Annotated in this window: 17 protein-coding genes; 6 read left to right on the top strand and 11 right to left on the bottom strand. The window is 71.1% G+C overall.

All coding sequences use genetic code 11. From position 1 onward, the window contains the following. Nucleotides 1-678: 678 nt before the first annotated feature. Entirely contained in the window at nt 679-1,719 is a 1,041-nt protein-coding gene (trpS, locus tag ACFYO2_RS33075) for a tryptophan--tRNA ligase (RefSeq protein WP_388356360.1), read from the top strand. A gap of 136 nt (nt 1,720-1,855) precedes the next feature. On the opposite strand, the gene proC is transcribed toward trpS, so the two are convergent. From proC to ACFYO2_RS33090, 3 genes are all read right to left on the bottom strand, one after another. Then, nucleotides 1,856-2,665 (bottom strand): pyrroline-5-carboxylate reductase, encoded by an 810-nt coding sequence (gene proC / locus ACFYO2_RS33080; RefSeq protein ID WP_388356363.1) that lies wholly within the window; start codon nt 2,663-2,665, stop codon nt 1,856-1,858. A gap of 158 nt (nt 2,666-2,823) precedes the next feature. Next, nucleotides 2,824-3,615 (bottom strand): ABC transporter permease, encoded by a 792-nt coding sequence (locus ACFYO2_RS33085; RefSeq protein WP_388356365.1) that lies wholly within the window; start codon nt 3,613-3,615, stop codon nt 2,824-2,826. Then, a complete protein-coding gene (locus ACFYO2_RS33090; protein ID WP_388356367.1) occupies nt 3,612-4,436 on the bottom strand; it encodes an ABC transporter ATP-binding protein in 825 nt (274 codons plus the stop codon). The genes ACFYO2_RS33085 and ACFYO2_RS33090 overlap by 4 nt, the downstream gene beginning before the upstream one ends. Nucleotides 4,437-4,594: 158 nt before the next feature. On the opposite strand from ACFYO2_RS33090, the gene ACFYO2_RS33095 reads away from it, so the two are divergent. Further along, entirely contained in the window at nt 4,595-4,810 is a 216-nt protein-coding gene (locus ACFYO2_RS33095; RefSeq protein ID WP_388356369.1) for a hypothetical protein, read from the top strand. Between the two features lie 35 nt (nt 4,811-4,845). On the opposite strand, the gene ACFYO2_RS33100 is transcribed toward ACFYO2_RS33095, so the two are convergent. From ACFYO2_RS33100 to ACFYO2_RS33110, 3 genes are all read right to left on the bottom strand, one after another. Further along, complete coding sequence (locus tag ACFYO2_RS33100; RefSeq protein WP_388356371.1) at nt 4,846-5,613, bottom strand: class I SAM-dependent methyltransferase; 768 nt, start codon at nt 5,611-5,613, stop codon at nt 4,846-4,848. A 62-nt stretch (nt 5,614-5,675) separates the two neighbouring features. Next, entirely contained in the window at nt 5,676-6,176 is a 501-nt protein-coding gene (locus ACFYO2_RS33105) for an EamA/RhaT family transporter (RefSeq protein ID WP_388356373.1), read from the bottom strand. Between the two features lie 42 nt (nt 6,177-6,218). Beyond that, a complete protein-coding gene (locus ACFYO2_RS33110) occupies nt 6,219-6,545 on the bottom strand; it encodes an SH3 domain-containing protein (protein ID WP_388356376.1) in 327 nt (108 codons plus the stop codon). A 182-nt stretch (nt 6,546-6,727) separates the two neighbouring features. Here ACFYO2_RS33110 and ACFYO2_RS33115 point away from each other — a divergent pair, with 182 nt between their 5' ends. Then, nucleotides 6,728-8,812: a PQQ-binding-like beta-propeller repeat protein gene (locus ACFYO2_RS33115; RefSeq protein ID WP_388356379.1), complete on the top strand. Its 2,085-nt coding sequence runs from the start codon at nt 6,728-6,730 to the stop codon at nt 8,810-8,812. A 54-nt stretch (nt 8,813-8,866) separates the two neighbouring features. Here the strand turns inward: ACFYO2_RS33115 and ilvD are convergent, their stop codons facing one another. The 4 genes from ilvD to ACFYO2_RS33135 all read right to left on the bottom strand — a co-directional run bounded on the left by ilvD (nt 8,867) and on the right by ACFYO2_RS33135 (nt 13,371). After that, nucleotides 8,867-10,723: a dihydroxy-acid dehydratase gene (gene ilvD, locus ACFYO2_RS33120; protein ID WP_388356381.1), complete on the bottom strand. Its 1,857-nt coding sequence runs from the start codon at nt 10,721-10,723 to the stop codon at nt 8,867-8,869. A gap of 137 nt (nt 10,724-10,860) precedes the next feature. Continuing rightward, nucleotides 10,861-11,466 (bottom strand): TetR family transcriptional regulator, encoded by a 606-nt coding sequence (locus tag ACFYO2_RS33125; RefSeq protein WP_388356384.1) that lies wholly within the window; start codon nt 11,464-11,466, stop codon nt 10,861-10,863. Then, nucleotides 11,463-12,287: a sugar phosphate isomerase/epimerase family protein gene (locus ACFYO2_RS33130; protein ID WP_388356387.1), complete on the bottom strand. Its 825-nt coding sequence runs from the start codon at nt 12,285-12,287 to the stop codon at nt 11,463-11,465. Before ACFYO2_RS33130 ends, ACFYO2_RS33125 begins: the two co-directional genes overlap by 4 nt. Before the next feature lie 151 nt (nt 12,288-12,438). Continuing rightward, complete coding sequence (locus tag ACFYO2_RS33135; RefSeq protein ID WP_388356390.1) at nt 12,439-13,371, bottom strand: Ppx/GppA family phosphatase; 933 nt, start codon at nt 13,369-13,371, stop codon at nt 12,439-12,441. A gap of 131 nt (nt 13,372-13,502) precedes the next feature. Here ACFYO2_RS33135 and ACFYO2_RS33140 point away from each other — a divergent pair, with 131 nt between their 5' ends. Beyond that, complete coding sequence (locus tag ACFYO2_RS33140) at nt 13,503-14,351, top strand: hypothetical protein (protein ID WP_388356392.1); 849 nt, start codon at nt 13,503-13,505, stop codon at nt 14,349-14,351. A 30-nt stretch (nt 14,352-14,381) separates the two neighbouring features. On the opposite strand, the gene ACFYO2_RS33145 is transcribed toward ACFYO2_RS33140, so the two are convergent. Beyond that, nucleotides 14,382-16,106 (bottom strand): hypothetical protein, encoded by a 1,725-nt coding sequence (locus ACFYO2_RS33145; protein WP_388356395.1) that lies wholly within the window; start codon nt 16,104-16,106, stop codon nt 14,382-14,384. 230 nt (nt 16,107-16,336) lie between these two features. Here ACFYO2_RS33145 and radA point away from each other — a divergent pair, with 230 nt between their 5' ends. After that, nucleotides 16,337-17,746, top strand: a complete 1,410-nt coding sequence (gene radA / locus ACFYO2_RS33150; protein ID WP_388356398.1) for a DNA repair protein RadA — start codon at nt 16,337-16,339, stop codon at nt 17,744-17,746. Nucleotides 17,747-17,827: 81 nt separating this feature from the next. Next, the gene (gene disA, locus ACFYO2_RS33155) at nt 17,828-18,952 is read left to right on the top strand and encodes a DNA integrity scanning diadenylate cyclase DisA (protein ID WP_388356401.1); all 1,125 of its coding nucleotides are present in this window, start codon (nt 17,828-17,830) and stop codon (nt 18,950-18,952) included. Nucleotides 18,953-18,970 lie beyond the last annotated feature (18 nt).

An 18,970-nucleotide genomic window follows, 5' to 3' on the forward strand; every position in this document is an offset into this window, starting at 1 on the left:
GCTGTTGAGTTCTCAAGGAACGGACGCTTCCTTCGTACTCACCCTCTCGGGCTTTCCTCCGGGCGCTTCCCTTCGGTCTTGCGTTTCCGACTCTATCAGATCCTTTTCCGATCCGATTTCCTCGGTGCTTTCCAGGTTTCCGCTCTCGCGTTTCCCTTTCCGGCGCTTCCGACTCTACCAGACCCTTTCGGGCCTGACTCCCAGTCAGAGGGGCTTGTCCTCGCGGCCACTGGGGCCGTTCCGACGAGTGAGACTTTAGCGGATTCCCTGCTCCCGACGCTAATCGGGGGTCGCGTCCATTCGAACGCGGATTCCTCATTTCACGAATACGCATGCCAATGACGCGACGCCAGAAGACTGTCGTCGAGCTGTTGGTTGGTACTTGCGGAATGGCTGTCCGGGGACCGACCGGAGTCGGCGCTCACGTCGGACAACTCGGAGAACACTACGTAGCGGGCCGGGGTGTGTCAACTCCGGTCCGGACGGTGCCCTTGAGACGTACTCTGGACCGCATGACTACGCATGCGTGCACCCAACTGTGGTGGGCCGCCTGACGGCGGCCGTGCTCACGTATGCACTCAACGGCCGCCGCCTCGGCGGCCGTTCTTGTTTCTCCCTCCAGAGCTCCTGAGGGTCGGCCGGCCGGGACGGCGGCCTCGACCAGGAGGTGGAGTACAGATGACGCGGGTCTTCAGTGGGATCAAGCCGACCGGACATCTGACGCTGGGGAACTACCTGGGCGCCATGCGGCGGTGGGCCGACGTCGATCAGCACCAGGCCGACGCGCTGTTCTGCATCGTCGATCTGCACGCGCTGACCGTGGACCACGATCCGGCGCGGGTGCGTCGGCTGAGCCGGCAGGCGGCGACGTTGCTGCTGGCGACGGGGCTGGATCCGGAGCTGTGCACCGTGTTCGTACAGAGTCATGTGGATGAGCACGCGCGGCTGTCGTATCTGCTGGAGTGCGTGGCCACGGACGGCGAGATGCGGCGGATGATCCAGTACAAGGAGAAGGCCGGGCGCGAGCGGGAGCGGGGCGGGAGTGTGCGGCTGTCGTTGCTGACGTATCCCGTGCTGATGGCGGCGGACATCCTGGCGTACGGGACCGACCAGGTGCCCGTCGGGGACGATCAGGTCCAGCATGTTGAGCTGACGCGGGACCTGGCGGTGCGGTTCAACCAGCGGTACGGGCACACCTTCGTGGTGCCTCGGGCGACGCGTCCGGCGGTGGCGGCGCGGGTGATGAATCTGCAGGAGCCGACGTCGAAGATGGGGAAGACCGACGACGTCGGGCCGGGGGTCGTCTATCTGCTGGACGAGCCGGACGCCGTGCGGAGGAAGGTGCTGCGGGCCGTGACCGACAGTGGGCGGGAGGTCGTGTACGACCGGGAGGCTCGGCCGGGGGTGGCCAATCTGCTGGAGATCCTCGCGGCCTGCACGGGTGGGAACCCATCGGACCTGAGCGGTGTATATGAGTCGTACGGCGCCTTGAAGAAGGACACCGCGGAGGCGGTGGTCGAGCTCCTCAGGCCCGTGCAGGAGAGGCATACAGAGTTGTGCGCGGATCCTGGCTTTGTGGAGGGGGTGTTGCGAGATGGGGCGGAGAGGGCTCGGGCAATGGCTCGGCCGACGGTCGATGCCGCGTATCGGGCGATCGGACTGTTGCCGGCAGTCGCGGCTGCTGCGGAGACCGTGACGGGCGTGGCTGCCGCGCGGTGACCGGTGGCGGGGGGGGGCGCCCCCCCGGGGGGGCCCCCCCCCCCGCCGGGGGGGGGGGGCGGGGGTGGGGGGGGGGGGGGGGGGGGGGGGGGGGGGGGGGGGGGGGGCCGCCCCCCGCGCCGGCCCCCCCACGGCGTCAGCTGTTGCCGGAGGCCAGTTCGCGGCTGCGGTCGCGGGCGGCCTCGAGGGCGGCGATGAGGGCGGCTCGTACGCCGTGGTTCTCGAGTTCGCGGATGGCGCTGATGGTCGTGCCCGCGGGGGAGGTGACGTTCTCGCGGAGCTTGACGGGGTGTTCGCCGCTGTCGCGGAGCATGGTGGCGGCGCCGATCGCGGACTGGACGATCAGGTCGTGGGCCTTGTCGCGGGGCAGGCCGAGGAGGATGCCGGCGTCCGTCATGGCTTCTACGAGGTAGAAGAAGTATGCCGGGCCGGAGCCGGAGAGGGCGGTGCAGGCGTCCTGCTGGGATTCGGGGACGCGGAGTGTCTTGCCGACGGCGCCGAAGATCTCCTCGGTGTGGGCGAGGTGGTCGGCGGTGGCGTGGGTGCCGGCGGAGATGACGGACATGGCCTCGTCAACGAGGGCGGGTGTGTTCGTCATGACGCGGACGACCGGGGTGCCGGGGGCCAGGCGGTCCTCGAAGAAGGAGGTGGGGATGCCTGCCGCGCCGCTGATGATCAGGCGGTCGGCGGGGACGTGCGGGGCGAGTTCGTCGAGGAGGGTGCCCATGTCCTGCGGTTTGACCGTGAGGATCAGGGTGTCGGCGGTCTTGGCGGCTTCCGGGTTGGTGACCGGCGTGACTCCGTAGCGGGTGCGGAGCTCTTCGGCTCGGTCGGGGCGGCGGGCGGTGACCAGGAGGTCGGCCGGGGCCCAGCCGGCGCGGATCATTCCGCTGAGCAGGGCTTCGCCGATCTTGCCGGTGCCGAGGACTGCGACTTTCTGGGTCATGGCTGGGGTGCCCTCCGGGGGTGCGTCGTCCGGGGTTCATCCTCGCACCGGGGGTGGGGGTGTGGCTCGGCTGTCCGGAAGGCGGACGCGCCGGCGGCCTCCCCTTCTTCCCAGGTGCCGGAGGCTCGGGTCTTTGTACGCCGGAGGCTCTGGGGCGGTCATGGGGTTCGGCGTCGCAGGGTCGCCGCGCCCAGGCCCAGGACCAGCAGTGCGCAGCCCGCCACGATCAGTGCGTCGCGGACGAAGTCGGCTGTCATGTCGGTGTGGTGGAGGACCTCCGTCATGCCGTCGACCGCGTAGGACATGGGCAGGACGTCGGAGATGGTCTTCAGGACGGGGTGCATGTTGTCGCGGGCTGTGAAGAGACCGCAGAGAAGGAGTTGGGGGAAGATCACCGCCGGCATGAACTGGACGGCCTGGAATTCGGTGGCGGCGAAGGCCGAGACGAAGAGGCCGAGGGCGGTGCCGAGCAGGGCGTCGAGCAGGGCCACGAGGAGGAGGAGCCAGGGGCTGCCGGTGACGTCCAGGTCGAGGAACCAGAGGGCGAGGCCGGTCGCGAGGGCGGACTGGATGATCGCGAGGGTGCCGAAGGCGAGGGCGTAGCCGGCGATGAGGTCGCCTTTGCCGAGGGGCATGGCGAGCAGGCGTTCGAGGGTGCCGGAGGTGCGCTCGCGCAGGGTGGCGATGGAGGTGACCAGGAACATCGTGATCAGCGGGAAGATCCCGAGGAGGGAGGCGCCGATGCTGTCGAAGGTGCGTGGGCTGCCGTCGAAGACGTAGCGCAGCAGGAACAGCATCACGCAGGGGATGAGGATCATCATCGCGATCGAGCGCCGGTCGTGGCGGAGCTGGCGCAGGACCCGGGCCGCGGTGGAGATGGTGCGGGAGGCGTTGAGGGCGCTGGTGGGTGCGGGGGCGTTCGGGTGCGTCGTGGTGGTCGTCGTACTCATCGGGTCGTCTCCTTCCGGCGGGCGGCTGCGGCGGCCTCGTCGACGAGGTGTAGGAAGGCGGCCTCGACCGTGTCGGAGTGGGTGCGGGAGCGGAGGGCGTCCGGGGTGTCGTCGGCGAGGATCTCGCCCTCACGCATCAGGAGGAGGCGGTGGCAGCGCTCAGCCTCGTCCATGACGTGGGAGGAGATCAGCAGCGTGGCGTCTCGCTGTGCCGTGATGTCGTGGAAGAGGTTCCACAGCTCGCGGCGGAGAACGGGGTCGAGGCCGACGGTGGGCTCGTCGAGGACAAGGAGTTCGGGGGTGCCGAGGAGGGCGACCGCGAGGGAGACGCGGCTTCGTTGGCCGCCGGAGAGGTTGCCCGCGAGGGTGTCGGCGTGGGTGGTGAGGTCGACGTCGTCGATCGCGCGGGTGACGTCCTGGTGGCGTCGGTCGGCTGATGCGCGGCCGGGGGCGAGGATCGCGGCGAAGTAGTCGAGGTTCTGGCGGACGGTCAGGTCGTCGTATACGGAGGGGGCTTGGGTGACGTAGCCGATGCGGGTGCGGAGGGTGGGGTGGCCGGCGGGGCTGCCGAGGACGTCGAGGGTGCCGGTGACCTTGGCCTGGGTACCGACGATCGCACGCATGAGCGTGGACTTGCCGCATCCCGAGGGGCCGAGCAGGCCGGTGATCTGGCCGCGCGGGACGGTGAAGTCGAGGCCGCGCAGGACGGTGCGAGGGCCGCGGACGACGGTGAGGTTTTCGGCATGGACGGCGGAGGTGGCGGGGGCGGCATTCCCGGAGGCCGCTCCCCCGTCGACGGAGCCGGAATTTATAATCATCATATGCTGAATATTCCTCCGGTCGGCGGACGCCGTCAAGCGGTGTGCGCTCTGTGGCGCAGGCGCGCGGCCCCGTCTGGCGCAGGCGCGCGGCCCCGCGTGGGACATCAGCCATGTGCGGCTGGAGACCGGGGAGGGGGGACGCGGGGATCCTCGTACGGGTGCCGGGGCAGGCGCCGTTGCTGCGGCTGCCGAAGCTGCTCGACGCGTTGGAGGCGCTGCCGCGGGGTCGGCGGGTGCGGCTGGAGTGGGGCGAGCTGCGGCACATGGACCACGCGTGCGCGGCGGCCCTGGAGGAGTGGGCCGCCGGGCCGGGGGGGGGAGGCGTGGATCGTGCGCGGCAAGGGGGCGTCGTAGGGGTTGTGGTGTGGTCCTGAGGCTGTCGGTTGTGCTGCCGCGTGTGGGTGTGCGGTCAGGCGGTGTTGGTGGCCACGAGCAGGATCACGTCGTAGACCTCCTCGACGATCCCGTCCGGGAAGGTCCTTGCCAGGTGGTCCCGTTCCTCGGCGAGGAAGGCTGCGGTGGCCTCCTCGCCGTGGACCAGGAGGATCGAGTGGCTGCCGATGTTGGCGAGGTGGGTGTCGATGGGGACGCGGCGGCTCCAGCGGACCTCGCGGCGGGCGAAGACCAGGCGGCCGCTGGGGTCGGCGACACGGGCGTTGGCGCCTCGCTTCTCGGCGGGGACGTTCACCCCGAAGTAGCGCCCGGTGCGGTCGGCGGCCTCGGCGATCCACGGCACGTCGAGGGCGTCGGTGTTCCACCACAGCGCGAGCGCGCCGCCCGGCCGCAGGACACGGACGGCCTCCGGGACGGCCTGGGCGGGGTCGGTCCAGTGCCAGGACTGGGCGTAGGTGAGGAAGTCGGCGGAGGAGCCGGCCAGGGGGAGGGTGTTGCCGTCGCCCCGGATGATCGGGATGCCGGGGCGGGTGCGGCGGAACTCGGCAGCCATGCCGTCGCCGGGCTCCACGGCGACCACGTCGGCACCCCGCGCGTGGAGGAGGGCGGTCGCGATGCCGGTGCCGGCGCCGACGTCCGCCACCGTGGCGCCGGAGAGGGGCCGGCCGGCCAGGTCCTCGATCGCGTCGAAGAGGGCGGGCGGGTAGGAGGGGCGGTTGGCGGCGTACTGGGCTGCGGCGGCGTTGAAGGACTGCGCTCGGATGGTGTGGGAGGAGGCCGTCATAGGGCCATGGTCCCCGGGGCCCGCCCGGAGCGCGGTGAGTTTTTGGTGAGAGGGGGCACCGCCTACGCGCGGCGGCGTTTCTTCGACGGGTTGCCGGTGCGGCGGTCGGTGCGCTTCGCGTGCCGTTCGAGGGCCCCCTCGTACTCCTCGCGGTGCAGTTTCTCGCCGGGAGCCTCGGTGAGGGAGCGGAAGAAGTAGGCGAGGAGGGAGCCGACGAAGCCGATGGCCAGGAGGCCGCGGAGGGAGGCCTGGCGGTCGGGGTCGGGGCGCTTGGCGAAGCCGTCCCAGGTGTGGCGGAAGGCGAGGGCGCTGCAGATGGCGAACATCGCGACGACGAGGACGGTCACGAAGCTGCCGGTGTCGGCGATCTGGATGCCTTCGTAGGCGAAGCGGAGGACCAGGCAGGAGACGACTGCGGCGGCCAGGGAGCCGACGGAGGCGGCGATGCGACGGAGGGTGTAGCCGTGGTCGTGGTTGACCCAGGTGGTGCCGAAGAGGCGGAGGGAGTCGGGGTGCGGGGTGCCTGGGGAGCCCGCGGACGGGGTGCCTTGTTCGTCGCTCACGCGTCGATTATGGCGCTGGGCGTCCGCGGGCTTCCTGGCGGCTCAGGAGCAGCGCGGGCGGATGTAGCCGTCGCTGCCGGTGTTCACGTACGCGTCCGAGACGTACTGGCCGTTGTCGATGTTGTCCCAGATGTTCGACGTGCCGTACGGGCCCGTGATCGTCGTACCCGGCGACTGGCAGAAGATCGGGACCTTGGCGCCCTCCGCCAGGATGCGGACGATGGCGTAGTTGGTGCCGGGGCCGTTGCGGACGTTCAGGCGGACGCCCGGCGCGACCGAGTAGTACTGCAGGGCTGTGGTCGCAGCCGCCGTTGTGACGGCTTCCGCACCGTCTTTGCCCTCTGCCACTTCGATGCCGTCAACAGACATGAAAGACCTCCCCCGTTCGACCCCATGACCGCCATGGGGTCCCGTTGATTCCCCTGAATCACGCCATGAAACACACGTACGCGACTCACACAGAGAAGCTAGCAAGTCGCCTCTGTCTCGCACGAGTCATCGACTAGGCTCCGTGCGTCGCGCGCGCGAACGAACAGCACGGGGGTGGTCGCATGGCGCCACAGCGCAACACTGGAGCGGGCGCGGAAGCGGAACTTCCCGAGTACGCCGGTCACTATCAGCTTGAGTCATGCCTGGGCTCCGGGGGCATGGGCGTCGTGCATCTCGCGCGGAGCACCTCGGGGATGAAGCTCGCGGTGAAGGTCGTCCATGCCGAGTTCGCCAAGGATGCCGAGTTCAGGGGGCGGTTCAGGCAGGAGGTGGCGGCCGCGCGGAAGGTCAGCGGGGCCTTCACCGCGTCCGTCGTCGACGCCGACTCGGAGGCCGAGCGGCCATGGATGGCCACCCTGTTCATCCCGGGGCCCACGCTGTCCGACCATGTGAAGCGGAACGGGGCCATGAGTCCTGCCGAGTTGCGCCGTCTGATGGCCGGGCTGGCCGAGGCGCTGCGCGACATCCATCGGGTCGGCGTGGTGCACCGGGATCTCAAGCCGAGCAACGTGCTGCTCGCCGAGGACGGTCCGAAGGTCATCGACTTCGGCATTTCTCGGCCAAAGGACAGCGAACTGCGGACCGAGACCGGGAAGTTGATCGGAACGCCGCCGTTCATGGCGCCCGAGCAGTTCCGGCGGCCGCGGGAGGTGGGGCCCGCCGCCGACATCTTCGCGCTGGGGTCCGTGATGGTGCACGCTGCCACGGGTCGGGGGCCGTTCGACTCCGACAGTCCGTATGTCGTCGCCTATCAGGTGGTTCATGACGAACCGGACCTGACCGGTGTACCGGAGAATCTCGCACCGCTGGTGCTGCGGTGTCTGGCCAAGGAGCCCGAGGACCGGCCCACGCCGGACGAGTTGATGCGGGAACTGCGGTCGGTGGCGGCCTCGTACGACACGCAGACGTTCATTCCGGCCCAGCGGACGGCGGGCACGCCCGGGCCGGAGCCGCGCGTCGAGAAATCCGAACCGCGGCCTGCGAAGCGCCGGGCCAGGTGGGCGGCGCTCGGAGCCGGGGCGCTGGGCCTCGCGGCGGTCGTAGCGCTGACCTCGGTTCAGCTGCTCGACGGCGGCAGCGCGGCACCGCGGAACAGCAGCCCTCCGCGCACCACGTCCGCGGGGTTCGGCCCGTGGGAGGCATCGGTGTCGCCCGGGAAGGGCACGCCCCAGTGCTCCTACGGAGAAGACAAGTTGCTCTGCGGGCAGAGCGGTCTGGTCTTCGCCCTCGATCCGTCCGACGGCCATCTGCTGTGGCGTCACGCCGTCGCAGGGGCACGTGCCGGGCAGCCGGTCCTGTCGGGTGGGCTGGTACGGCCCGCGCTGGATCTGAGCGGGCACCTGGAGGCGCTCGATCCCGCTTCGGGCAAGACACGTTGGCGGCAGACCATGCCCTCGTACAGCGGGCTGGTGCCCGCGGGCGGCATGCTTCTGCTCACCGGCGCCGACGGCACGGTCACGGGCCTCGACGGCGCTTCGGGCGACACGAAGTGGAGCCGCCGGATCCCCGGGCACAAGGTGCCGTTCTTCGTCTCCTTCGCCGGGGATCCGCTGGCGTACGCCACGAGCACGTCCGACGACGGGACAAGCACACGGGTCACCGCGGTGGACCCGGACACGGGTGACGTGCGGTGGGACAAGCGGCTGGAGGGGGCCCTCAAGCCCGTCGGCACCGCGGACGGGTCGGTTTTCTTCGTCGCCGCCGACGCGGTGTACGACGATACGAGAGCCGTGGTCCGCTACGACCCGGCCGACGGGACCTCACGGCGAGTGACACTCGCCTTGCCACAGGCCCAGGGCACCGTACGCGGAAACCTCGTGTACCTGATGGGGACGGGCGGCTCCTTGGTGGCCGTCGACCTGGCCGCCGGCAAGCAGCGGTGGAGCCTGGAAACAGGCGTGAGCCGAGGCTCCGCGCCGGTGGCCGACGGTCGGCATGTTTACTTCACCGCCCCCGATGGGCGGCTGCTCGCGGTGGATGCAGTGAGCGGCACGCTTCTCGGGCAGACGCCCCCGCGGCTCGACACGAACTCGGACCGGATCACTGGCGCGCTGCCCGTCCCTGTGCTCGCACACGACCACGTCTACGCCACCGCCCCCGACGGCACCGTCTTCGCCGTCCCGGCGAAGAACCCGTCCGCCTGGTAGAGCACGGCACAAAAAGGGGCCGCCCCCGAAGAGGCGGCCCCTTGCAGCGAACTCTCAGCCGCCCAGCATGCTCACGTCCCGCACCGCGCCCTTGTCCGCGCTCGTGGCCATGGCCGCGTACGCCCGCAGCGCGGCCGAGACCTTGCGCTCGCGGTTCTTCGGGGCGTAGACGCCGTTCAGGGCCTGCTCGCGGCGGGCCAGTTCGTTGTCGTCCACCAGGAGCTCGATCGTGCGGTTCGGGATGTCGATGCGGATGCGGTCGCCGTCCTCGACCAACGCGATGGTGCCGCCGGACGCCGCCTCCGGGGAGGCGTGGCCGATCGACAGACCCGAGGTGCCGCCGGAGAAGCGGCCGTCGGTGACCAGGGCGCAGGCTTTGCCGAGGCCGCGGCCCTTCAGGTACGAGGTCGGGTAGAGCATCTCCTGCATGCCGGGGCCGCCCTTGGGGCCCTCGTAGCGGATGACGACGACGTCGCCCTCCTTGACCTGCTGCGTGAGGATCTTCTGCACGGCTTCTTCCTGGGACTCGCAGACCACCGCCGGGCCCTCGAACGTCCAGATCGACTCGTCGACGCCGGCCGTCTTCACCACGCAGCCGTCCACGGCCAGGTTGCCCTTGAGGACCGCCAGTCCGCCGTCCTTGGAGTACGCGTGCTCGGCGCTGCGGATGCAGCCGCCCTCGGCGTCCTCGTCCAGCGCCTCCCAGCGCTCGGACTGGGAGAAGGCCTCGGCGGAACGGACGCAGCCGGGCGCCGCGTGCCACAGTTCCAGGGCCTCGGGGGACGGCGAGCCGCCGCGGACGTCCCACGTCTTCAGCCAGTCCGACAGGGACGGGCTGTGGACGGAGTGCACGTCCTCCCTCAGCAGGCCGGCGCGGTGCAGTTCGCCGAGGAGGGCGGGGATGCCGCCGGCGCGGTGCACGTCCTCCATGTAGTACGTGCGGTCCTTGGCGACGTTCGGAGCGACCTTGGCGAGGCAGGGGACGCGGCGCGAGACCTCGTTGATCTCCTCCAGGCCGAAGGGGACCTCCGCTTCCTGGGCCGCGGCCAGCAGGTGCAGGATAGTGTTCGTGGAGCCGCCCATGGCGATGTCCAGGGCCATCGCGTTCTCGAAGGCCGCGACGGTGGCGATGCTGCGGGGCAGGACCGTCTCGTCGTCCTGCTCGTAGTAGCGCCGGGTGATGTCCATGACCGTGCGCGCGGCATCGACGTACAACTGCTTGCGGGCCGTGTGGGTGGCCAGGACCGAGCCGTTGCCGGGCAGGGAGAGGCCGATGGCCTCGGTGAGGCAGTTCATCGAGTTGGCGGTGAACATGCCGGAACAGCTGCCGCAGGTCGGGCAGGCGTTCTCCTCGATACGGAGGATGTCCTCGTCCGAGATCTTTTCGTTCACGGCCTCGGACATCGCGTCGACCAGGTCGAGCGTGCGGACCGTGCCGTCGACCAGGGTCGCGCGGCCGGACTCCATCGGGCCGCCGGAGACGAAGACCGTCGGGATGTTGAGGCGGAGGGCCGCGTTCAGCATGCCCGGGGTGATCTTGTCGCAGTTGGAGATGCAGACCATGGCGTCGGCGCAGTGCGCCTCGACCATGTACTCCACGCTGTCCGCGATCAGGTCACGGGAGGGGAGGGAGTAGAGCATTCCGCCGTGTCCCATGGCGATGCCGTCGTCCACCGCGATCGTGTTGAACTCGCGCGGGATGCCGCCGGCCGCCGTGATGGCCTCGCTGACGATCCGGCCGACCGGCTGCAGGTGGGTGTGGCCCGGGACGAACTCCGTGAAGCTGTTCGCGACCGCGATGATCGGCTTGCGGCCGATGTCCGCACCGGGTACACCGGAGGCGCGCATAAGGGCGCGGGCGCCCGCCATGTTGCGTCCGTGGGTGACTGTGCGGGACCTCAGCTCGGGCATCGTCGCTCGCTCCTTCAGGGACTGCAGAGACTGCGATCAGAGACTTCTGACTGCTAACGAGCGTACGCCGGTCATCCAGAGGGCGGACAGGTTGTCCGGAATGCGGGATGCGCGTCTCACACTCACCGGTGTTCGCGCTACGGGTTCGTCAGGTGCCCCTGCACCACGGGTGCCAGGCGGGCGATGATCTCCTCCACGTCCGCCGACGCCAGCGGCTCCACCTTGATCACGTACCGGAGCATGGCGGTGCCGACCAGCTGCGCGGCCGCGAGGTCGGCGCGCAGTTCCGCGTCCGGGGCGTCGAGTTCGCCGGCGATGCGGTGCAGCAGCTGCGAGGAGACCAGGCGGCGGAAGACGGTGGCCGCGGTGTCGTTGTTCATCGCCGAGCGGACGATCGCGAGCAGCGGGGTACGGGTCACCGGGTTCTCCCAGAGACCGAAGATCATGCGGGTCAGACGCTCGCCGACGGTGTCCAGGGGTCCGTCGAGGACCACGTCGCGCCCCTTGAGGGCGGGGGCGATGGCAACCTCGATGGCCGCCTCGAAGACCTGTTCCTTGGTGCCGAAGTAGTGGTGGACCAGGGCCGAGTCGACGCCGGCCGCCTTGGCGATGCCGCGCACGGACGTCTGCTCGTAGCCCCGCTCGGAGAACTCCTCGCGGGCCACGGCCAGGATGCGGTCGCGGGTGTCGGCCGATTCCGTACGACGGCGGCGGCCCCGTCTGCGTGCGGTGACGTCGCTCATGGGCGGGGCACCTTCACCGCCGAGGCGAGGTGCAGGCGGGTGAAGGCCAGTGCCTCGGCGAGGTCGGCCTCCCGTTCGACGCCGGACATGGCCCGCCGGGTGTTGACCTCGATGACGACGTGGCCGTCGAAACCGCTCAGGGCGAGACGTTCCAGCACCTCGGCGCAGGGCTGGGTGCCGCGGCCCGGGACGAGGTGCTCGTCCTTCGCCGAACCCCGGCCGTCGGCGAGGTGGACATGGCCGAGCCGGTCGGACATTCGGTCGATCATCTGGATGGCGTCCGAACGGGCCGTGGCCGCATGGCTGAGATCGATCGTGAAGTGGCGGTAGTCCTCCTTCGTCACGTCCCAGTCGGGCGCGTAGGCGAGCATCTCGCGGTCGCGGTAGCGCCAGGGGTACATGTTCTCGACGGCGAACCGTACGTCCGTCTCGTTCGCCATACGCCAGATCCCCGTCACGAAGTCACGGGCGTACTGACGCTGCCAGCGGAAGGGCGGGTGCACGACGACGGTGCTCGCGCCGAGCTTCTCGGCGGCCGCCTGGGCGCGCTGGAGCTTGGTCCAGGGGTCGGTGGACCACACGCGCTGCGTGATGAGCAGGCAGGGGGCGTGCACCGCGAGGATCGGCATGCGGTGATAGTCGCTGAGTCTGCGCAGCGCCTCGATGTCCTGGCTGACGGGGTCGGTCCACACCATGACCTCGACGCCGTCGTACCCGAGGCGCGCGGCGATCTCGAAGGCGGTCGCCGTCGACTCCGGGTATACGGAGGCCGTGGACAGGGCGACCTTCGCATCCGGGATGCGTGCGACTGGCTCTGCCATGGGGGACAGATTACGGGGTGCGGTCGGGTGGGTGTGGGGGGCCTCTTCGCCGTTGTGGTGTTCGCCATACGGCGAGTGCGGTTTCGTCGCGGCTCGGCACGCCCACGCGACGGATCCGCACATCGATACAGCCCCACGCCCCTTCGGGGCGCTACACGGACCCCATGTGATCCAGCCGCCGCAGGATGACGCCCTCCCGCAGCGCCCACGGGCAGATCTCCACGCTCTCCACCCCGAACAGGTCCATCGCCCCCTCCGCCACCAACGCGCCCGCGAGCAGCTGGCTCGCGCGGCCCTCGGAGACTCCGGGGAGGTCGGCGCGCTCGGCGGTCGTCATGCCGGCGAGCCGGGGGACCCATGCCTCCAGGGACTCGCGCTTCAGTTCGCGCTGGACGTAGAGGCCCTCCGCGGAGCGGGCGGCGCCGGCCAGGCGGGCCAGTTGCTTGAAGGTCTTGGACGTGGCGACGACGTGGTCGGGGGCGCCGAGGCGGGTGAACTCGCCGACCGTGCGGGCGATCTGGGCGCGGACGTGGCGTCGTAGGGCCCTTATCGCCCCGGGGTCCGGGGGGTCGCCGGGGAGCCAGCCCGCGGTGAGGCGGCCCGCGCCGAGGGGCAGCGAGACGGCGGCGTCGGGCTCCTCGTCCATGCCGTAGGCGATCTCCAGGGAGCCGCCGCCGATGTCGAGGACGAGCAGCTTGCCCGCGGACCAGCCGAACCAGCGGCGGGCGGCGAGGAACGTGAGCCGGGCCTCGTCCGCGCCGGTGAGGACCTGGAGGTCGACGCCGGTTTCGGCCTGCACGCGCGCGAGGACGTCGTCGGCGTTGCTGGCCTCGCGCACGGCGGAGGTCGCGAACGGCAGCACGTCCTCGGCGCCCTTGTCCTCGGCGGCCTGGAGCGCCTCGCGGATGACCCCGATGAGTTTGTCGACCCCTTCGGGGCCGATCGCCCCGTCCCCATCGAGGAGTTCAGCCAGGCGCAGCTCTGCCTTGTGCGAGTGCGCGGGCAGCGGATGCGCGCCTGGGTGCGCGTCCACCACCAGCAGATGCACCGTGTTGGATCCCACGTCGAGGACACCGAGTCTCATGTACGGAACGCTACTGCCAACGGAGCCGTGCGCGGCCCCCGGAGCTGTCCTTCGAGCTGTCTCCGGGGCTGTGCTGCGGACCGGCCTCCGGGCTGTCCCTGGAGCGGCCTCGGGCGACTTACCCTGGACGCGTGCCAAAGACGAAAAAGGCGAAGAGCGACAAGACGGCCAAAACAGCCAAGGGTTCTTCGCAGGCGAAAGCACCGAAGAAGTCGAAGCAGGCCCCGGCAGGCGACGAGAAGGGGCTCGACTTCGCGCGCGCATGGGTGGAATTCCCTGATCCGGCGGACGACGAGCAGGTCTTCCGCTGCGATCTGACATGGCTGACCTCTCGGTGGAACTGCATCTTCGGCAGTGGCTGCCAGGGCATCCAGGCGGGCCGCGCGGACGACGGGTGCTGCACTTTGGGTGCCCACTTCTCCGACGAGGACGACGAGAAGCGGGTCGCCGGGCATGTGGCCAGGCTCACTCCGGACATCTGGCAACACCACGACGAGGGCGTGGCGCGCGGCTGGGTGTCTCAGGACGAGGACGGGGACCGGCAGACCCGCCCCTTCCAGGGCTCGTGCATCTTCCAGAACCGGCCCGGGTTCGCCGGCGGCGCGGGCTGCTCGCTGCACATCCTCGCCCTGAAGGAGGGCCGCGAGCCGCTGGAGACCAAGCCGGACGTCTGCTGGCAGCTGCCGGTGCGGCGGACGTACGAGTGGATCGACCGGCCCGACGACACACGGGTGCTCCAGGTGTCGATCGGTGAGTACGACCGCCGGGGCTGGGGTCCGGGCGGCCACGACCTGCACTGGTGGTGCACGTCGGCGACCTCGGCGCACGGCGCGGGCGACCCGGTGTACGTCTCCTACCGGCCGGAGCTGGTCGAGCTGATGGGCAAGGCGGGCTACGACCGTCTGGTCGAGCTGTGTGAGGAGCGGCTGGCCTCGCAGCTGCCTTTGCTGGCACCCCATCCGGCCGATCCGGTCGGCTAACCGCACGGCCGCACCCGAGGCCTCTGCGGCCTACGGCGTGGGCGAGCTCGGGTCGTCGCCGTCGTCGGTGGGCGGTGGCGTCGAGTCCCCGGGGTCGGGCGGGCTGGGGTCGGTGGGCGCGGGATCCGGGTCGGGCGACGAGGACGGGTCGCTCGACGCGGGGTCGGAGGGGCCCGGGGCCGACGGGGTGGGATCGGGGTCGGGGTCGGACGGGGGCGGGTCGCTGGGGTGGCCGGGACCTGGGTCGTGGCCGGGGTCCGGGTCGGAAGGGCGGGGCGCGGCGCCGTAGCCCTCGATGGAGACGAGGGCGCCGGCCGGTGAGACGGCCACGCGCGCGCTCCAGTACCCGGACGGCTCGCGCAGATGGTCGACGTACACCTTGATCGTCAACGATTCGCCCGCTTCGAGCGTTCCCGACGACTGGCTTAGGTAGAGCCAGGAGGCTCCCGTCGTCGCGGACCAGCGCACCGGCGCGGTGCCGGTCGCGGTGAGGGTGATCAGCGTGGTGTCGCCACTGTTGTCGGCGGACACCTCCAGGTGCCGGGCGCCCTTCTTGCCGACACCGGCGACGCTGATGACCGCCACGGACACATCGGGTTTGTCGCGCTTGGTGAAGCGGCCGCCGGGGCGGGTGCTGGCGTTGCCGGCGTTCTCATAGCCGCCGGTCGCCGACTCGCCGTCCAGGAAGTCGGAGCCGTGCGCCTCGCTGGCCCGGACGGCGCCGCCGTCCGGGCCGTCGCCGGTCGGGGTGCCCCGGTAGGCGGCCCAGAAGGCGAAAACGGGGGCGGCGACGACGGTGGCGACGACGGTCGTCGTGACGGCACGCGCGCGTAGGCGGTCCCTTCGGGCGGCCCGGTCCTTGGGATCCATCGGGAAGCCGCGCCGGTCGAAGCGCGGCGCGGCGGCGCCCCGCGCGCGCGGGAGGTGTGCCATGGCCGCATGCAGGGCCGCGCGGGGCGCCTCCAGGACGGGCAGCTCGGCGGGGGTGACGGCGGCGCCGGGCCAGCGGCCGGGGACCGCGCGCTCGGCCGTACGGCGGCAGCGCGGACAGTCGTCGACGTGCCGGACGAGTTCGCGGCGCACGGCGGCGCTGAGCACCAGCTGGTTGTCGCCGGTGAGGCGGGCCACTCCCGGGCAGCCGCCGGTCTCGACGACGGCGAGGGCCGCGCGCGTGCGCTCGACCTCGCAGGCGGCGGAGGCGAGCAGTTCGCGGGCGGCGGCCGGGTCCATGCCGAGGACGGCGGCGACCTCGTGGGCGGCGAGATGGTGGCGCACGGCGAGTTCGAGCGCCTCGCGCTGCTCCGGGGTGGTGCCGGCGGCCTCCGGCCAGGCGAGCAGGGCCAGTTCGCGCCGGCGCTGCTCCTGGGCCTCCTCGGAGACCGGTGGGGTGGCGGACTGGTGGCGCTCGGCGCCGACGCGACCCGCCGCGTGGGTGGCCTGACGTTTCTGCTTGGCCTCGGTCAGCTTGCGCAGGCAGGCCCAGCGGGCCAGCGCGTACAGCCAGGCCCTGCGGTCGTCGGCCGCGTCCGGGCCTCGGCGCTTGTCGGCGAGCGCGAGGACGTCGCCCAGGGCGGCGGTCGCGGTGTCGTGGTCGCACAGCACGGACAGGCAGTAGGTGAACAGGCCGTCCACATAGGGCTCGTAGCGCGCGGGCGGGCGCTGCGCCAGCGTGCCCGCCGCCGCGCGGTCGCGCCCCTCCCGGTGCGCCCGGTGTGCGCCGGTGGTGCGGGTCGAGGTCTCCGGACTGCTGCTCATCACCCGTGGACCGTAGGCGGCGGGAGTTGGGCCCTTCGGCCCACTTGAGCACATTTAATCCGTACGGGTGAAACGATCCCTCAATAGGGGACAGCAACGACTGATTCGGTGGCTCGTTCCCGACGGGGGTGGCCGGTTCCAGCAGGTACACGGTGGTGAGGGACGGGGCGTCCCGGGCGCCTGCGGCGGTCGCCGCCCGGGTTGTCAGTGGCGGCGGTTACGGTTCGTGCATGGCTGCCCGTACGAAGTCCGCCAAGGAGCGTCCGTCCTACCGCTGCACCGAGTGTGGCTGGCAGACGGCCAAGTGGCTCGGTCGCTGCCCCGAGTGCCAGGCCTGGGGGACGATCGAGGAGTACGGCGCGCCCGCGGTCCGTACGACGGCACCGGGCCGCGTCACCACCTCCGCCGTGCCCATCGGCCAGGTCGACGGCCGGCAGGCCACCGCCCGCTCCACCGGCGTGCCCGAGCTGGACCGGGTGCTCGGCGGCGGTCTGGTGCCCGGCGCGGTGGTCCTGGTCGCGGGCGAACCCGGCGTCGGCAAGTCGACACTGCTGCTGGACGTGGCGGCCAAGTCGGCGAGCGACGAGCACCGCACTCTCTATGTGACCGGCGAGGAGTCGGCGAGCCAGGTCCGGCTGCGCGCCGACCGCATCAAGGCCATCGACGACCATCTGTACCTCGCCGCCGAGACCGACCTGGCCGCCGTGCTCGGCCACTTGGACGCGGTGAAGCCGTCCCTGCTGATCCTCGACTCGGTGCAGACCATCGCCTCCCCGGAGATCGACGGCGCCCCCGGCGGCATGTCCCAGGTGCGCGAGGTGGCGGGCGCCCTGATCCGCGTCTCCAAGGAGCGTGGCATGGCCACGCTCCTTGTGGGCCATGTCACCAAGGACGGCGCCATCGCGGGCCCGCGCCTGCTGGAGCACCTCGTGGACGTCGTGCTGAGCTTCGAGGGCGACCGGCACGCGCGCCTGCGTCTCGTGCGAGGCGTCAAGAACCGCTACGGCACCACGGACGAGGTCGGCTGCTTCGAGCTGCACGACGAGGGGATCACGGGCCTCGCCGACCCGAGCGGCCTGTTCCTGACCCGCCGGGCCGAGCCGGTGCCCGGCACCTGCCTGACCGTCACCCTGGAGGGCCGCCGCCCGCTGGTCGCCGAGGTCCAGGCGCTCACCGTCGACTCCCAGATCCCCTCCCCCAGGCGGACCACGTCCGGCCTGGAGACCTCCCGCGTCTCGATGATGCTGGCCGTCCTGGAACAGCGCGGCCGGATCAGCGCTCTGGGCAAAAGGGACATCTACTCCGCGACGGTCGGCGGTGTGAAGTTGTCGGAGCCCGCCGCGGACCTCGCCATCGCCCTCGCCCTGGCTTCGGCGGCCAGCGACACCCCCCTCCCGAAGAACCTCGTCGCGATCGGCGAAGTCGGCCTCGCGGGCGAGGTCAGACGGGTCACGGGCGTCCAGCGCCGGCTCTTCGAGGCACACCGCCTGGGCTTCACGCACGCGCTCGTTCCGGGCGATCCCGGCAAGATCCCGTCCGGCATGAAGGTACTGGAGGTAGCGGACATAGGGGACGCCCTGAGAGTCCTTCCGCGCTCGCGTCGGCGAGAGGCCCCACGGGACGACGAGGACCGCCGGTAGACTTTGCCCAGGTCTCGCCCGTCCGTACGAACCACGTGTGCGAAACGGGAGCGCCCCAGAACCTGCGACCGGAGGAGTGCAGTGGCAGCCAACGACCGGGCGTCAGCTCCCGGAAAGGCCGGCGGTAGTTCCGGTGCCGATGGCCTCATGCGCGCCTCACTGAGCGCCGTGGCTCCCGGCACGGCGCTGCGCGACGGCCTTGAGCGGGTCCTGCGCGGCAACACCGGCGGCCTCATCCTGCTCGGCTCCGACAAGACCGTCGAATCGATGTGTACGGGCGGTTTCGTCCTGGATGTCGAGTTCACGGCGACGCGACTGCGGGAGCTGTGCAAGCTCGACGGCGGCATCGTGCTGTCCTCCGACCTGTCGAAGATCCTCCGGGCGGGCGTCCAACTGCTCCCGGACCCGACGATCCCGACGGAGGAGACGGGCACCCGGCACCGCACCGCGGACCGCGTGAGCAAGCAGGTCGGCTTCCCGGTCGTCTCGGTCTCCCAGTCGATGCGGCTGATCGCCCTGTACGTCGACGGCCAGCGCCGCGTCCTGGAGGACTCGGCGGCGATCCTCTCCCGCGCCAACCAGGCCCTCGCGACCCTGGAGCGCTACAAGCTCCGCCTCGACGAGGTCGCGGGCACGCTGTCCGCGCTGGAGATCGAGGACCTGGTGACCGTCCGGGACGTCTCGGCGGTCGCCCAGCGCCTCGAGATGGTCCGCCGCATCGCCACCGAGATCGCCGAGTACGTGGTCGAGCTCGGCACGGACGGGCGTCTCCTCGCCCTGCAGCTGGACGAGTTGATCGCCGGCGTGGAACCCGAGCGCGAGCTGGTCGTCCGCGACTACGTCCCCGAGCCCACCGCGAAACGCTCCCGCACGGTCGACGAGGCGCTGTACGAACTCGACGCCCTCAGCCATGCCGAGCTCCTCGAACTGACCACCGTGGCAAGGGCGTTGGGTTACACCGGTTCTCCGGAGGCGCTGGACTCCGCGGTGTCGCCGCGCGGCTTCCGACTGCTGGCCAAGGTGCCGAGGCTGCCGGGGGCGATCATCGACCGGCTGGTGGAGCACTTCGGCGGCCTGCAGAAGCTGCTCGCCGCGAGCGTGGACGACCTGCAGACGGTGGACGGGGTCGGCGAGGCGCGGGCGCGGAGCGTGCGGGAGGGGCTGTCGCGACTGGCGGAGTCTTCGATCCTGGAGCGGTACGTCTAGGTCGGCTCGCCCTCAGCC

The sequence above is a fragment of the Streptomyces sp. NPDC006602 genome (assembly GCF_042870385.1).
GTDB lineage: Bacteria > Actinomycetota > Actinomycetes > Streptomycetales > Streptomycetaceae > Streptomyces.